General features: G+C 45.1%; 12 protein-coding genes. 9 read left to right on the forward strand and 3 right to left on the reverse strand.

What is annotated here, in order from left to right; genetic code table 11:
- Positions 1-68 precede the first annotated feature (68 nt).
- From FJD32_RS10090 to FJD32_RS10100, 3 genes are read right to left on the reverse strand one after another with little or no spacing between them, the layout of a single operon-like run.
- Entirely contained in the window at positions 69-2,705 is a 2,637-nt protein-coding gene (locus FJD32_RS10090; protein WP_140907055.1) for an MlaD family protein, read from the reverse strand.
- On the reverse strand, positions 2,692-3,309 hold the full coding sequence (locus FJD32_RS10095) for a paraquat-inducible protein A (protein ID WP_037419279.1): 618 nt from the start codon (positions 3,307-3,309) through the stop codon (positions 2,692-2,694). Before FJD32_RS10095 ends, FJD32_RS10090 begins: the two co-directional genes overlap by 14 nt.
- Before the next feature lies 1 nt (position 3,310).
- Entirely contained in the window at positions 3,311-3,946 is a 636-nt protein-coding gene (locus tag FJD32_RS10100; protein ID WP_037419282.1) for a paraquat-inducible protein A, read from the reverse strand.
- Positions 3,947-4,151: 205 nt separating this feature from the next.
- Here FJD32_RS10100 and FJD32_RS10105 point away from each other — a divergent pair, with 205 nt between their 5' ends.
- The 9 genes from FJD32_RS10105 to FJD32_RS10145 all read left to right on the forward strand — a co-directional run bounded on the left by FJD32_RS10105 (position 4,152) and on the right by FJD32_RS10145 (position 15,863).
- On the forward strand, positions 4,152-4,451 hold the full coding sequence (locus tag FJD32_RS10105) for a YebG family protein (protein ID WP_037419285.1): 300 nt from the start codon (positions 4,152-4,154) through the stop codon (positions 4,449-4,451).
- A gap of 14 nt (positions 4,452-4,465) precedes the next feature.
- Positions 4,466-4,924 (forward strand): GAF domain-containing protein, encoded by a 459-nt coding sequence (locus FJD32_RS10110; RefSeq protein WP_037419288.1) that lies wholly within the window; start codon positions 4,466-4,468, stop codon positions 4,922-4,924.
- 277 nt (positions 4,925-5,201) lie between these two features.
- Positions 5,202-5,843 (forward strand): RNA chaperone ProQ, encoded by a 642-nt coding sequence (proQ, locus tag FJD32_RS10115; RefSeq protein ID WP_086023985.1) that lies wholly within the window; start codon positions 5,202-5,204, stop codon positions 5,841-5,843.
- Between the two features lie 28 nt (positions 5,844-5,871).
- Positions 5,872-7,917, forward strand: a complete 2,046-nt coding sequence (gene prc / locus FJD32_RS10120; protein ID WP_037426471.1) for a carboxy terminal-processing peptidase — start codon at positions 5,872-5,874, stop codon at positions 7,915-7,917.
- Positions 7,918-8,000: 83 nt separating this feature from the next.
- Positions 8,001-10,562, forward strand: coding sequence for an aminopeptidase N (pepN, locus tag FJD32_RS10125; protein ID WP_140907054.1), 2,562 nt, complete (start codon positions 8,001-8,003; stop codon positions 10,560-10,562).
- 263 nt (positions 10,563-10,825) lie between these two features.
- On the forward strand, positions 10,826-11,041 hold the full coding sequence (locus tag FJD32_RS10130) for a DUF2835 domain-containing protein (protein WP_047533986.1): 216 nt from the start codon (positions 10,826-10,828) through the stop codon (positions 11,039-11,041).
- 409 nt (positions 11,042-11,450) lie between these two features.
- A complete protein-coding gene (locus FJD32_RS10135) occupies positions 11,451-13,421 on the forward strand; it encodes a DUF1302 domain-containing protein (protein ID WP_240200002.1) in 1,971 nt (656 codons plus the stop codon).
- A gap of 12 nt (positions 13,422-13,433) precedes the next feature.
- The gene (locus FJD32_RS10140) at positions 13,434-14,798 is read left to right on the forward strand and encodes a DUF1329 domain-containing protein (protein WP_037419306.1); all 1,365 of its coding nucleotides are present in this window, start codon (positions 13,434-13,436) and stop codon (positions 14,796-14,798) included.
- A 54-nt stretch (positions 14,799-14,852) separates the two neighbouring features.
- Complete coding sequence (locus FJD32_RS10145; RefSeq protein WP_140907052.1) at positions 14,853-15,863, forward strand: YCF48-related protein; 1,011 nt, start codon at positions 14,853-14,855, stop codon at positions 15,861-15,863.
- Positions 15,864-15,873 lie beyond the last annotated feature (10 nt).

Consider the following 15,873-nt stretch of genomic DNA (forward strand, 5'->3'; position numbering starts at 1 on the left):
ATTAATAGAGTTAACTGTCGGGTTTAAATACGCTTAATCAATAGCGCGATTATTTATTGCATGGGAGGCTATTGCGCCGGAGCCCATTCTTGCCATTCACGCTCGGCTTTATGCTGCAGTTTAATCACTGCGCCTTCGCTGAGGCGGTTACTCTCTTGAGTTGTTTCTTTGGTTGCAACATTAATGCCGCCCGCTAATAGGGTTTCGAGCGAACCGGCTTCAATTTGTGCACCAGAGAAAATACCTACATCGACTTTAATGCCTGAGGCGTCCCAGAACTGACTGCTCTGATTCACTAAGTGACTGTACTGGGGCTCAATGTGCGCTTGCATGAGTACACTGTTACCTTGAGACGACAGGCTATAACCATCGATTTGGCCGACTTTAATGCCGCGGAAGAAAATAGGCGTGCCGACTTTCATCGAGCCAAGGTTGCTATCTTCTAAGGTAAACTTAAGCGCATCTTCGGCCACGTTGGCGTAGCTGCTCTCAACCAATTTGGCCTGGAATTGACTCGCCTTTTGCTTGCTCTTGCCCGGTAACACACCAATATATGGCCCGGTAATTAAGGTTTCTGGCGCTTTAATGCCTGCTAAAGATATTTGCGCTTCGACCATATGATACTCAGTATCACTGCGGCTGAAATGCTCGGCATAGTCACCATAGAGATAGGCGGTGGCTGTAAGGGTAGTTAAATCGGTATTGAGCTTAACTTGCGTCACTTCACCCACCTGATGACCTTGGTAACGAATGGCGGCTTTTGCAGCCAATTTTGCCGAGGCGGGTAAGGTGAGTTTGATGGCTTGAGCCTGCGCTAAGGCGAGCTGTTTACTTTCGTATAGTTTAAGTGCCGCATTAGGCTCAGTCGTTGAACTGTCCAATAAACCTAAGCTGATGCTGCCCTTTAACGCGCCTTGTAGTGGAGCAACGGCGACATCAATACCCGCAAGACTGGCGCTGACATCCACGGCACTGTTACGCCAAAAGACTTTAGGTTTTTGCACTAAGGGTTGGAACTGCTTATCAATAGCGATCTTTATCGCAAAGTCTTCGGTTTTACCCTGCCAGTTGACCGACTCCACGCTACCAATTTGCATTTTTTTATAGTAAATCGGAGATCCTTGACTAACATCGGCGCCATCAGCACTGATGAGAGTAAAGTATAAACGCTGTTGACGGACAAAGAATTGCTTAGCTTCATCCATTGAGCTAAAGAGTGGCAAACGCGCATTTGCCGCCAGCGGGGTATTACTGGTACCAGGGATCAGACTCACCGCGCCTTTAGTTAATGTCGCTAGATCGCGTGCTTTGACCGATACACCATCAAGAGACGCATCGACGCTCAACGCTGATTCGGGAACAAAATAGCTATCACTGCGGATTAAGCTGGCAAATTCAGGTTGCAGCTCGAGTAGATATTCAACGGCCGACAGATCTTTGGTTAATTTCACCTCGAGCACCTGACCGATAGGTAATTGCTTGTAACGCACTTCGGCGCCAGCGGTTAAGCCCATGTTTTCGGCCGAGGTTATTGTTGCCTTAAGTTTTTTCGCTTGTAGCACATCAGGAGCTGAGGATTGCAAGGCAAAACTACTTGGCAGTGCCGAATTAGCATAGGTGCCGGGTAAAAAGTTAATCACGCTTCCTGTGAGTAAACGCTCGGGGTTTTTGATCCCAGAGAGCGAAATATCGGCGCCTTCAAGCCAAAACTGGCCGTCCCGAGTTAATAGGTTAGCGTATTCAGGCTCAAATTTTGCCACCGCAGTCACACCTGCAGCGGTGAGTTGCTTGCTTTGAACTGCACCAATGGTGATGCCGCGATATACAATGCGAGTGCCTTTATCAATAGCATTGCCATCACTCATGGTCAGACTGACTTCAATCCCGCCAAGGGCGCTGGTTTCGGAATCATAGAGGGAAAAACTGTCGCCATTTTGTGCCGCAGGCGCTTTTTCATCGGAACTGAAACTCACACCACCCGCAAGGATAGAAGCAAGGCTTTCAGTGTTGACTTTAATACCCGCTAAACTAGCATCGACTTTAACGCCTGACACATTCCAAAAGTGAGAGTTTTTCTTCACTAAACGTGCATATTGCTCTTGGATAAAGGCGCTGATAATCACTCTAGCGTTGCCGTCTAAACGATAGCTGACCACGCTGCCCACAGGTATTTGACGGAAGAACACTGGCGAGCCCACATCTAATGAGCCGAGTTTATCGGCCGTCAGTTCAATCATTACCCCTTCGGAGCCAATTTGCATTGGTGGCGGTTGGCGTTCTGCCTCAAACAAGGTAGCGGCATTGCCTTTGCCTGGTTGGATTGCAATATAGTTGCCTGAAAACAGCGCATCCAGACCTTCAACGCCTGTGATGCTGGCCTTTGGGGTAACTAACCAGAAGAGGGTTTCTTTATTTAAGAAAGGCTTAGCGCGATAGTCCATCATCACCTTCACGTTAACGCCTTTAAGATCATCATCAATACCGATATCTTTTACCTTACCAACGGTTAAGCCTTGGTATTTGACTAAGGTTTTGCCCACGTCGATCCCCGTAGCACTGGGGAAGTGGATTTGAATTTCAATGCCCGATTCTTTGATGCTCTTAATACCCAGCCATGCGCCAAGCGCGAGCGCCACAATCGGGAGCAGCCAAATCGGCGAAAAGAGCTTTTTCTTCACAACTTTTGGCGATTCAATTTGTGTCATCTTGAGGTTCCAGTCGATCCCAGAGTAAACGAGTGTCTAAAACTTTTGCGGCAAGTTGCGTCAGTAAAATCACCAATGCAAATGCCGTGGCCGCGGGTGCAGGCTTTGCATCGAGTAATTGCCCCATATTCACCAGGGCAACGGTCAGCGAGATCACAAATAAATCGAGCATCGACCAGCGGCCAATCCACTCAATAACATGAAATCCCACCATAAGTTTTTGCTTTGAAATTGGCAGGTTGAAACTGATAGCACACAGATAAGTGGCTAAGCCGATAATCTTTACCCAAGGCACTAAAATACTGGCAATAAACACAATAATGGCGATGGGTAACATATCCGATTGGACTAAATGAACAATTCCGGAAAAGATCGTATCGTGACGTACCTTTCCCTGATTGGTGAGCACCGTAATGGGATAGAGGTTGGCTGGAACCAATAAAATGGCGGCAGTAATAAGCAGCGCCCAACTTTTTTGTAAGCTGTTGTAATCGCGGACCTGTAATTCTGACTCACAACGACTACAGTGGCTATCCTCACTGCTATTGAGTTGCCTACAAACGCGGCACAAACACAGGCCTAAATCCTTTCCTTGCTGCTTCATATCAGTGATGTTCCTGCATAAGAAGACCCCACATATGCTCAATATCGTATTCACGCTGTAAAAACAGGGTGACTAAAAAAAGCATGGTGAAGCAAAAGGTACCCATTCCAAAATAAATATCCGAAAAATCAGATAATTGAAATGATGAGACGAGGAAGCTAATCACATAAATCTCAAGCATCGTCAGCTGCGAAAGGAACCCCTGAAATGTGAGTAATTGTTTGAGACTATGGCGCCAAAATGGGCTTGCAAGCCCCCATTTTATAATCAAAATTTGCGCAAGAATCGATAGGATCAATAAACCAGGGCCAACCACTGCGGCAGCAAGTACGGCTAATCCCACCACCCAATAACCTTGTTCGAAGACGGCAAAAGCGCCTTGAAATACCGTTGTTGTGCGAATACTGCCCAGAAAATGGATTTCTAGCACAGGAAAAAAGTTAGCAGGAAAATAGAACACCAACGCGGTAATGCACAGTGCCAACATGCCATTTACTGAACAGTATGGAGTGTCATAAAGTGCGGTGTTGCAACGCGGACACAATGCTCTGACCCCAGTTGGGAGGGCACGTTTCCGAATGGCCAAGTCGCAGGAACGACAGAGGATTACAGAGTTTTCTGCTGTATTGTCATGCATATAAAAATATTATATTAGCCCCAAAGCCACTGAGATTGAGCAAATAATCCGAAAACAACAAATTATAAGGTGAGATATCAAATTGATTGACCCATCTCCACAACATAAAGCGCAGTCATAATATCAGAATAATCAGAACACTTGCATCACTAGTTCACTTTATGTCATTCTGGTTACTGTATATAAAAACAGTGCGAGGGCGGTCATGGCAGTTATTACACAGTTTGTCGTGGTAAGAGAAGGGGTAGAAAAGATGACATTCACATCGAAAAAGGAGGCTGATGCCTACGATAAGATGCTCGACATCGCTGATAACCTCATTCCATTTATTCAGAAAGCGGAACTTGGGATTGATGAAAGTCTAACCGAACAGCTCGCATTCTATTTTGCTAACAATAAAGATGAGCTAACAAACTTGCTTAAAGGTGTGGTTCAAGTTAATAGTACGCCAACAAAACCAAACACAGCCAAAAAAGCGTCTAAGAAGGACGATGCTGCTGAATAATTTTTAGGAAGCATATGAAACCGCAATTTTATGAATCACTGAACCGTCAAGCGTTAGCGTTACTCGAAGGCGAAGATGATTTAGTGGCTGCCATGGCTAACTTTTCAGCCCTGCTTAATGACAACCTAACCGAACTAAACTGGGTAGGTTTTTACGTTATGCGCGGCGAACAGTTAGTATTAGGCCCATTCCAAGGTAAAGTGGCTTGTACCCGCATTCCGATGGGTAAAGGCGTGTGTGGCACTGCAGCACTGGCTAATCAAACTCAACGGGTTGCCGATGTGCATCAATTCGATGGACATATCGCCTGCGATGCGGCCAGTAATTCCGAAATTGTTATCCCTGTTCGTGCTAATGGTCAGGTGATTGCTGTACTGGATATTGATAGCCCTATTTTTGACCGCTTTGACGAAGAAGACCAAAAGGGCTTGGAATTATTGGTAAAAAGCTTCGAAAACTGCCTATTTGCTTAATTTGCGTACAATAACGCATAATTCATAGTCGCAATCGGTGGCGTGCGCCTTATAATAGCGTATGCCCTGATAAGGCTTGTTTGGGCATGGCCCGAATAAACCTGAGAGGTTTAGCCGTAAAAAATGGTTAACTGATATTTTTTAACTTTAGTTAACTCGGCGAGAATGTTAATTTGTACTTTGGCTCAATTGTGAGCTTAACCAAGATAAACGACACGTAAGAAGCTGATTTATATCACCTCGAATTCGATGTCCCTTTTTAACTGTGGAAGTAATGATGGAATCAACAGATAAGTTGACCGACACCAACGCAATTTTGGCGTATTTGTATGAAACATTTCCTTTGTGCTTTATTGCTGAAGGTGAAACTAAGCCATTAAAAATCGGATTGTTTCAAGATTTGGCTGAAAGGTTGGCTGATGATTCTAAAGTCAGTAAAACTCAACTGCGCGTGGCGTTAAGACGTTACACTAGCAGTTGGCGTTACCTCAAATCGGTAAAAGCTGGTGCCCAGCGTGTGGATCTTGATGGTCAGCCTTGTGGCGAGCTAGAGCAAGAACATATCGATCATGCTCAAGCCATGTTGAAAGAAAGCCAAGAAAAAGCCAAGGCTAAGCGTGCTGCTCAAGCTGCCAAAGTGGCTCCGGCTGGCAAAGCTCCAGCGAAAAAGGCCCCTAAGAAAGTAGCTGTTCCTGCCCGCAAGACTGAGCGTCCTGCCAAAGTGGCTCCTAAGGCTGAACCTGCTGTTAACTTAGTCCAAGCGCAATTGACCGATTTAGCTAAGAAACAGCGTGTCAATGTTAAGTTAGGTATGACGCCAGTAGCCGGCGTGATCACTGACATTAACAAAGAAGACATTCATGTTCAGCTTGATAGCGGCTTAACGATAAAAGTGAAAGCAGAACATATTCTGCTGTAATCATTTAATCTAACGGAGTAACTTGTTGATGCGAAAACTCATTTTGGCTACATCCATCGCCACTGTTTTTGTCGGATTCTCGGCTTGGGCTGTGCCTCCTACGATTCAAATCAGCGAGTTACCCACTCTCAAGCAGGAAGCGCAGCATAAAGTGGCCAGTAAACGAGTGACAGATTTATACACTCGTTCGCATTACCATCGATTTGCGCTCGATGACGCGTTTTCTGCGCAGATTTTTGACCGCTATTTACAGCAACTTGATTACCGTCGCAATGTGCTGACCCAAGCCGATGTCGACAGTTTTAAGCCTTATATCAATCAGTTTGACGATATGCTGAGTTCAGGTGAACTCGACCCCGCCTACAAAATGTTTGATTTGGTTCAAAAACGTCGCTACGAAGGCTTTGTGTACGCGCTTTCTCTGCTCGATAAAGAAATGGATTTTACCGTTCCTGGTGATGCCTACGAGTACGATAGGGAAGATGTCGCTTGGCCAAAAGATCAAGCTGAAATCAATGAGCTTTGGCGTCAGCGAGTGAAATACGATGCGTTGAATCTCAAGCTTACTGGCAAAAAATGGCCTGAAATTGTTGAGATTCTGCAAAAACGTTATAACAACGCCATCAAACGTCTGACTCAGACCAATAGTGAAGATGTGTTCCAAGCGGTGATGAATGCATTTTCTCGCAGCATTGAGCCGCACACTAGCTATTTATCCCCCCGTAATGCTGAGCGTTTCCAAATGGAAATGAACTTGAGCCTAGAGGGTATTGGCGCGCAGTTACAGCTCGAAGATGATTACACTGTGATTAAGAGTTTAATCGCAGGTGGTCCTGCCGCTGGCAGTGAAAAACTGTCACCAGAAGATAAGATTGTTGGTGTTGGCCAAGAGGGTGGCGAGATCGTTGATGTTATCGGCTGGCGTTTAGACGATGTCGTTGAGCTCATCAAAGGTCCTAAGGGCAGTAAAGTCGTTCTGCAGATTTTACCGAAGAAAGGTGGCTCAAATGCTAAGCCGTTTAACGTCACTTTAGTACGTGACAAGATTCGCTTAGAAGACCGTGCTGCGACTTCTAAAATCATCGAGCCTAAAGACGGTGAATACGCCAATCGTAAAGTCGGAGTTATCCAAATTCCTGGATTCTATATGAATTTATCCCAGGATGTGGAAAAGGAACTCGTTAAACTCAACGAAGCAAAAGTCGAAGGTGTCGTTATCGATTTACGTGGTAATGGCGGCGGTGCATTAACCGAAGCCGTGTTACTAACCGGACTCTTTATTGACATGGGCCCTGTGGTGCAAATCCGTGACGCCGATGGCCGTGTGTCAGCTCACCGCGATAACGATGGCAAGACAACCTACGCAGGTCCGTTGACCGTGATGGTTGACCGTTACAGCGCATCAGCTTCTGAGATTTTTGCAGCAGCATTGCAGGATTATGATCGTGCATTGATTGTTGGTGAGTCCAGTTTCGGTAAAGGCACAGTGCAACAGCATAAGAGCCTAGGTCGGATCTACGATATGTACGAGAAGCCTATCGGCCATGTGCAATACACCATTCAGAAGTTTTATCGCATTAACGGTGGTAGTACACAACTCAAAGGTGTGACGCCGAATATTGCGTATCCAAGTGCGTTAGAGCCTGGTGAGTATGGTGAAGCTGAAGAGAAGAATGCTTTGCCTTGGGACAAAGTCCCGATGGCGCAATACGGTACGCTAAATGATATCACCCCTGAACTGGTGGCGAGTTTAGAGAAAAAGCACCTTGCCCGTATTCAAAACAGTGTTGAGTTTAACTATATCAATCAAGATATTGCTGACTTTAAAAAGCATCACAAAGAGAAAACTGTCTCCTTAGTGGAAAGTGAGCGTATTGCATCACGTGAAGCTGATGAGAAGAAAGTGCTCGATAGAACCAATGAGCGTCGCGTAGCCAATGGTTTAGCGCCAGTTAAATCTATGGAAGATATTAAAGATGATGTTGCTGCGCCAGATGCATTTTTAGATGAAACGGCTTATATCACTCTAGATATGGTGGATGCGAAAAAGCTAGCTAACGCTGGCACTAAATAGGCGGAAGTTACGTCTGTTTACCTTACCTTAAAACGCGCTTATGGCGCGTTTTTCTTATTTAAATCAGTGTTAAAGGGAACGAAATGACACAAGTTCAAGCAAAATACCTTAAAGACTACCAAGCTCCCCAGTTCACGATTGAATCCATCGACTTAGATGTTAATCTTAACGGTAAAAATACCGTTGTTAAGGCTATTAGCAAGGTTAAACGTAGCTCTTCCCACGCTAATCCTTTAGTGCTTGATGGTGAAGGATTAACCTTAGTCAGCGTGGCGATTGATGGTCAACAGGTAGCGTATCAAGTTGGTGAAGGGCAGCTGACAATCGAAACGACCCTAAATGAGTTTGAGCTGACCATCATCACCCAACTGGATCCTGAAGCCAACTCAAGCCTCGAAGGGCTTTATATGTCTGACGGTGCCTATTGCACCCAGTGTGAAGCTGAAGGCTTTAGACGTATCACTTACTTCCTCGACCGTCCTGACGTATTGGCTAAATATACTGTGCGTATTGAAGCCGACAAGCTGGCGTTCCCGTTCCTGCTCAGTAACGGCAACTTGATTGACAAAGGTGATCTCGATGGCGGACGCCATTATGTACGTTGGCAGGACCCTTTCCCCAAGCCGGCCTACCTTTTTGCCCTCGTGGCAGGTGATTTTGATCTGTTGCAGGATGAGTTTATTACCCGCAGTCAGCGTAAAGTGGTGCTACAGGTTTTTGTTGATAAAGGGAATTTGCATAAGGCGCACCATGCTATGGCATCCCTTAAAAAGTCTATGGCTTGGGATGAGTCCCGTTTTGACCTTGAATATGATTTAGATATCTACATGATCGTTGCTGTCGACTTTTTCAATATGGGGGCGATGGAAAATAAAGGCTTAAATATCTTTAATACCAAATATGTCCTCGCCGATACTTTGACCGCCACTGATGAGGATTACCATGGTATTGAATCCGTAGTCGGCCATGAATATTTCCATAACTGGACGGGCAACCGTGTCACTTGCCGTGATTGGTTCCAATTAAGTCTCAAAGAAGGCTTAACAGTTTTTCGCGACCAAGAGTTTAGTTCGGATTTAGGTTCGCGCGCGGTAAATCGAATTCACGCCATTAAAGTCATTAAAAACCAGCAGTTCGCTGAAGACTCAGGCCCAATGGCACATCCAATTCGTCCAGAGTCCGTGATTGAGATGAATAACTTTTATACGGTGACAGTGTATAACAAGGGCGCCGAAGTTATTCGCATGATGCACACTTTGCTTGGTGAAGCCCGTTTCCAAGCGGGGATGAAGTTATACTTTAAACGCCACGATGGCCAAGCTGTGACCTGCGATGATTTTGTTGCGGCGATGGAAGATGCCAGTGGTATCGATTTAACCCAATTCCGCCTCTGGTATAGCCAAGCAGGTACGCCGGTAGTAACCGCAAGCGACAGTTTCGATGCTGCATCAGGGCGTTATCAGTTAACACTTAAACAGACTCTTACAGGCTGCACCTCGCCGCTGCATATTCCTTTTAGTCTGGAGCTGTTGGACGATAAGGGACTATCACTGGTCAACCAAGTGATCAGTTTTACTGACGCCGAACAAGTATTTACTTTTGAAGGACTCCGCCATAAACCTGTGGCGTCATTGCTGCAAGATTTCTCTGCGCCAGTTAAATTGCACTATCCCTTCGAAGTTGACCAACTTGTTCATTTGATGCGTTTTGCTTCGAGTGAAGTGGCGCGTTGGGAGGCATCCGTTACTCTCGTTAGCCAAGCAATTTGGCAAAATGTTGAACATTTACAGCAACATCAGACGATGACCTTAGATGAAAGAGTGAAGGATAGTTTTAAAGGGGCTTTACTCGATGAGAAACTCGATCAGGCATTAATGGCTGAGATTTTAGCGATTCCATCGGCTTCCGCTTTGATTGAGCAAACTGATACTGTTGACCTTGATGCGTTAGCGCTCGCGCGTGAATTTGTGCTCACAGAGCTTGCTGCTTACTGCGAAGATGAATTAACGGCACTTTATCGCTCATTGGTTAATTTGGATTGCACTAAAGCCCGCGCCCTTAAAAACCAATGTCTAAATTGGCTTAGCCGAGTTAGCAATGATGCCGAAACCTTTGTGGTAGAGCAGTTTGCTAAGGCTTGTAATATGACGGATTCGCTCGGCGCATTAACGGCAGCCAATGTTGGCTCTTTAACTTGCCGTGACCAGTTAATGGCTCAATTTGAGACGCGCTGGCGTGATACGCCGCTAGTGATGGATAAATGGTTTATGTTACAGGCGACTCATGATAGCGATGATGTGATTGATACATTACGTCAATTACAACAACACGCGAGTTTTAGCATGAGTAATCCCAATCGGGTACGTTCGCTTATTGGTAGTTTTGCCGCTGGAAATATTTATCAATTCCACCGCGCCGATGGCAGAGGTTATGAGTTTTTAACTGAGTGCCTTATCAACTTAAATCAGCTTAACCCACAAGTTGCCGCCAGAATGGTGACACCGCTCATCCAATTCAGTAAATTCGATGAAACACGTCAGCGTAAGATTAAGGCCTGTTTAACGCGTTTATTAGACTTACCTGGACTCTCTAAGGATTTATTCGAAAAAGTGTCCAAAGCGTTAGCGAAGTCGTCATTAACCTGAGCTCGAGATAAGCAGAGCCGCTGAATAGGCATCTTTTCGGGCCTTTCTGCGTTGCTCTGTCTCACCATCGCTCGCTATGGCATACGACAGAGCGCCCTGATATGCGCACAAATCTGCGCATTCAGCCAGATAATAGATTTTTCGTTTCAAAATAATCATTTATAGCATTGATTTAGTTTATTAAATTTAGGTTTTTCGACACTCGTTACCCCGAGTTCAGGTTAATTAGAGGAGGAGGGCAGCATTTTGCTGCCCTTATCAATATGGAATTGTATTTTAAGTTAACCCTTAGCTATCAAGATTTTTTACCTTACTATCAAGGGCTGGCCGATAAAGTTGAAGTGCGTGAACGTCAAGGGCGGATCATTTGGATTAGCGGGCGACATTTTAGGCGTTTTTTAACTGAAAATGGTATTCATGGGCAGTTTAAACTCGTGCTCGACGATAAAGGTCAATTTGTGTCATTGGAGCGGTTGTAGAAACAAATTGTTGATTTTATCTTAGAGTAATTACTTTAAACGGTCGACTAATTACAATTAATAAAACATGATAATTTCTTTGTGATTATGTTAATGAAATTTATGATTTTTTATCTTGTTTTGCCTCAGTATTCCAATCTTCTGCTTTACTAATTTAAATCCCATCTTTGTACTCGATGACATAAATGTGTCTACGTGCTTAATTCTTTAGAAAATTTTCTCTAACTGTGCCTTGCTCATAGGGATTAATTGCTGTAACAATGATGTTACCTGTGAGCTAACAAGATGTTGGTTGTAATTCCTAAAACAAAGAATCCAGCAGGGTACGGAGAGCTAAAATGAAAATTGTTAAAAAAGTTTTAACAAGTCGGCGCTTGCTTTGGGGGTGGCGTCGGCATTGAGTTTGTTGATGATATCGAATGTTAATGCGGTTGCGTTCGATTGGGGGGAGGTACAAGGCACGTTTGACTCAACGTGGACCGCGGGTGCCAGTTGGCGTGTCGGTGAGCGCGATTGGGATGGACAAATTGGTAAAGTTAACCAGCCACAATTTGATTGGTCGAATTATACTGCGTTTGGCAATACTAAATACACATCTGCTGAGATTTGGGCACAGCCAGGTTCCTATTCAAGCAATAACGATTTAAGTAATTTGCTTTATTCTCAAGGTGATACTACTTCTGAGATCGTTAAAGGATTACATGAGCTGTCCCTGAAGTATGAGAATTATGGTCTGTTTGCTCGTGGCATGTATTTTTACGATCGTAAATTAAACGATGGTAACTATGACTTCAATGATCCGATAACAGGCAAAGAATTCGATCCTTGTGAGGATAATCGTGCTTCAGAAGTGCAATGTAAGGACATCCGTCTGTTAGATGCCTTTGTTTATGCGAATTTTGATTTAAATGACGGTGCCAATCCACTCTCTATCCGTTTAGGTAACCAAGTGGTTTCTTGGGGGGAAAGTACTCTTATCGCCCATGGTATTGGTGAGATTAACCCTGTTGATTTGAACATCCTTAATGCTCCCGGTGCAGAACTGAAAGAAGCCTTTAGACCTCAGGGCATGGTGTGGGCTTCTCTTGGGATCACAGAAAACTTATCGGTAGAAGCTTTCTATCAATATGATTGGGAACCTATTTGGGTGCCAACACCCGGTTCAATTTTTGCGACTAACGATTTTGCTGGCTTTGGTGGCTACAATCAAAACGCACAGTTAGGTTTTAACGCCAACCCTGATATCAACTTAGACTTTGTGATGCAGGAATATCAACGTCTAGCAGGGATGATTGCCAGTGGTCAGACAATTCCAACGCAACAGCTCGTCGCGATGGCATTAGCTTATCCTACTAAAGTCACTTTAGTGCAAGATGAACAAGAGCCAAGTAATGATGGCCAATATGGTGTCAAATTGGGGTATTACGCGCCTGAATTGGGCGATACCGAGTTTGGTTTCTATTTTATGAACTACCATAGCCGCCGTCCGCTGATCAGCGGTACAGCCGCCGATTTTAGCACCGGTGCACTGCTATCTGACTTAGCGGTTCTGGGGCAAAATGCGGGTGATATCAACCGCGAATTACTGCTCAGCTTAAAGAGTTTCTCTAAAGCGCAAATTGTGTACCCTGAAGACATCAAGCTTTATGGCTTCAGTTTTAACACTTCACTAGGCGATACTTCAGTCGGTGCTGAAATTGCCCACCGCCAAGATGAACCACTGCAAATTGATGACGTAGAACTGCTGTTCGCAGGTATGCCTCAGCAGTTAGCAAATGCCGGTATTCGCCCTGATTTCGACGGTATTTCACAAATTGATGGAGTAAAGCCTGGTGATACCGTTGACGGCTTTATCCGCTTAGATACGACTCAGGCGCAAGTCACTTTCACTCACCTATTTGGTCCTACATTAGGCCTAGATAACCTGACGATGTTAGCTGAAGTTGGCGGGGTGTGGATCCATGATATGCCTGGGTTTGATGAATTGCGCTTAAATGGTCCGGGAACGGCGCGTTCTGGCGGTAATCCTGATATGCCAGGCATTATTCAAGCGTTGCATAACGGCCCTGAAACTAACCCATTCCCAACCGATTTCGCATGGGGATATCGCCTTGTAGCTAAAGCTGAGTTCAACAACTTGTTTGCGGGTGTGAACATGTCTCCACGGATGATTTTCTCGCACGATGTTGATGGTATTACACCAGATCCTATGTTCCTCTTCACAGAGGGACGCAAGTCAGTCGCTTTGGGTCTGAACTTTGAATACCAAAACCGTTGGGGGGCCGATCTGTCCTACAACAACTTCTTTGGTGGTGTAGGTACAACCAACGCGATGGCAGATCGTGATTATATTTCATTCAATATCAAGTATTCGATCTAAAGGACTATAACAATGAAGAAACTGTCGATATTGGCAAGTGCGGTCATTATGGCACTTGTAGCACCAGCAGCGATGGCTAAAGTATCCGAAGTCGAGGCCGCAAAACTGGGTAACGAATTAACCCCATTAGGTGCTGAAAAGGCTGGAAATGCTGATGGTTCTATCCCCGCATGGGATGGTGGTATTACTAAGCCAGTAGCGGGTTACACTAAGGGGATGCATCATCCTGATCCTTTCCCTGAAGATAAGATTGAATTTACCATTACCAATGCAAACAAAGCGCAATATAAAGATTTTTTGACCCCAGGTCAGATGAAATTATTTGAGCTTTACCCTGATACTTACAAGATGAATGTGTACAAGACTCGTCGTAGTGCTTCCGTACCGCAATTTGTCTACGATGCGACCAAAGCCAATGCGACCCGTGCCGAATTGGTGGCGCAAGGTAATGGTATTTCGGGCGCATCGATAGGTATTCCATTCCCTATTCCAGCTAACGGTTTAGAAGCGATTTGGAACCATATTCTACGCTTCCGTGGTGTGGATGTTGAAACCTCACGTAGCCAAGCGGCACCGACAGCTGATGGTAGTTTCACCTTAGTGGAAACTGCCGAGGAAATCCGTTTCGAGTATTCTCGTCCTGAGATTACTTTAGATCAGTTAAAAGCGAGCAACACCTTGTTTTATTTTAAACAAGTAGTGACTCAACCTGCACGTTTAGCGGGTACTGCGCTGCTAGTTAAAGAAACCATGGATCAAGAAGCTTTACCGCGCCAGGCATGGACCTATAACACAGGTCAGCGCCGCGTGCGTAAGGCACCCAACGTTGCCTTTGATACTCCGGGTACCGTATCCGATGGTCTGCGCACCACTGACGATTTCGACATGTTTAACGGCTCACCCGTGCGATACAACTGGGAGCTTGTGGGCAAGAAAGAAATCTATATTCCTTACAATGACTACAAATTGCATTCAGATAAGTTGAAATATGACCAAATTTTAAAACCCGGTCATATCAATCCTGAGTTCGTCCGTTGGGAAAAACACCGCGTGTGGGAAGTTAAGGCGACACTGAAAGACGGTATGCGCCATATCTATAAAACCCGCGTGATGTATCTTGATGAAGACTCTTGGCAGGTATCGATTGCCGATCTGTATGACAACCGTAATGAACTTTATCGTGTGGCGGTTGCCCATGGTTTGAACTATTACGAAGTGCCTACCCAGTGGGATACCTTAGAAGTGTTCCATGATTTGCAGTCCCGTCGTTACTTAGCTATGGGCTTAGACAACCAGAGCGGTATGTATAATTTCGATGCCAAACTGAGTGAAGCGAACTTCACCCCAGATGCGCTGCGTCGTGAAGGTATTCGTTAATCTGCCACGATAAAAGGGGCGCTAAGCGCCCCTCATTAGTTTAAGGAAGTTTGTATGTCGTTTCGCATCCTTCAATGTGTCGCTGCGATAAGTGTTGGTTGTTTATTTTCTTCCCCGTTGTTTTCTGCTGTGCCAGAGCGTTTTCCACAAATCCAGCCGTTGGCCGCATCTTCTTTAGTGCTCGATATTGCACACGCTGGACAGCATTTGGTTGCCGTGGGTGAGCGTGGTCATGTGTTAGTGTTAAATGACAAATGGCAACAAGTTCCGACGCCAACTTCGGTCCAGTTAACAAAGGTTTTCTTTTTAAATGAAAAACTCGGTTGGGCTGTTGGTCACGATGCCACCATTTTGCACACTCAAGATGGCGGCCAAACTTGGTCGTTACAAATGCAGTCGACTGAAATTGAAAAGCCTTTCCTTGATGTGTTGTTTTTAAATGAACAAGAGGGCATAGCGATTGGTGCCTACGGGCTTTTCTATCGCACCCGTGATGGTGGCGCAAATTGGGCTGAGGAATTCCATGAAGAGTTACTGGCCGAAGAAGATGTGTCCTATTTAGCTGAGTTAAAAAATAGCGACCAAGACACTTATCTGACCGAACGCGCTTCATTATTGCCACATTTTAATCGGATGATTGAGCTTAATGATGGCCGCTTATTATTAGTCGGAGAGCTTGGTTTAGTGGCGGTGTCGGCTGATAAAGGCCAAACCTTTACCCGCACAGGGTTTGATTACGATGGCTCTATGTTCAATGCTATCCAATTGCAGGATTCAGTCTACGTAATGGGGCTTAGGGGGCATGTTTTTAAGGCGGATTTGAGTCTTGGCCAATGGGATGAGATTGAGATGCCAGTTAAATCATCCATCAACGGCGCCATGGTTAGCTCGGACACTAGCCTTTATCTAGTGGGAAATGCTGGCGTGGTTATCCAGTTAAATAAGGATGATAGTTCGAGTATTGTCACTCGTCGCCAAGGGGAAAACTTAGTTTCAATTGCCAAAGATAACCAAGGGAATGTGTGGTTATCGGGTAGCCAAGGGCTACTCACTCTGAAGCCATAAATTATAAAAC

The organism is Shewanella sp. LC6 (assembly GCF_006385735.2).
Lineage (GTDB): Bacteria > Pseudomonadota > Gammaproteobacteria > Enterobacterales > Shewanellaceae > Shewanella > Shewanella xiamenensis.

Coding starts and splice junctions, on each gene's coding strand:
- FJD32_RS10090 (WP_140907055.1), bottom strand. CDS start 2,705: ATGACACAAATTGAATCGCCAAAAGTTGTGAAGAAAAAGCTCTTTTCG.
- FJD32_RS10095 (WP_037419279.1), bottom strand. CDS start 3,309: ATGAAGCAGCAAGGAAAGGATTTAGGCCTGTGTTTGTGCCGCGTTTGT.
- FJD32_RS10100 (WP_037419282.1), bottom strand. CDS start 3,946: ATGCATGACAATACAGCAGAAAACTCTGTAATCCTCTGTCGTTCCTGC.
- FJD32_RS10105 (WP_037419285.1), top strand. CDS start 4,152: ATGGCAGTTATTACACAGTTTGTCGTGGTAAGAGAAGGGGTAGAAAAG.
- FJD32_RS10110 (WP_037419288.1), top strand. CDS start 4,466: ATGAAACCGCAATTTTATGAATCACTGAACCGTCAAGCGTTAGCGTTA.
- proQ (WP_086023985.1), top strand. CDS start 5,202: ATGGAATCAACAGATAAGTTGACCGACACCAACGCAATTTTGGCGTAT.
- prc (WP_037426471.1), top strand. CDS start 5,872: ATGCGAAAACTCATTTTGGCTACATCCATCGCCACTGTTTTTGTCGGA.
- pepN (WP_140907054.1), top strand. CDS start 8,001: ATGACACAAGTTCAAGCAAAATACCTTAAAGACTACCAAGCTCCCCAG.
- FJD32_RS10130 (WP_047533986.1), top strand. CDS start 10,826: ATGGAATTGTATTTTAAGTTAACCCTTAGCTATCAAGATTTTTTACCT.
- FJD32_RS10135 (WP_240200002.1), top strand. CDS start 11,451: ATGATATCGAATGTTAATGCGGTTGCGTTCGATTGGGGGGAGGTACAA.
- FJD32_RS10140 (WP_037419306.1), top strand. CDS start 13,434: ATGAAGAAACTGTCGATATTGGCAAGTGCGGTCATTATGGCACTTGTA.
- FJD32_RS10145 (WP_140907052.1), top strand. CDS start 14,853: ATGTCGTTTCGCATCCTTCAATGTGTCGCTGCGATAAGTGTTGGTTGT.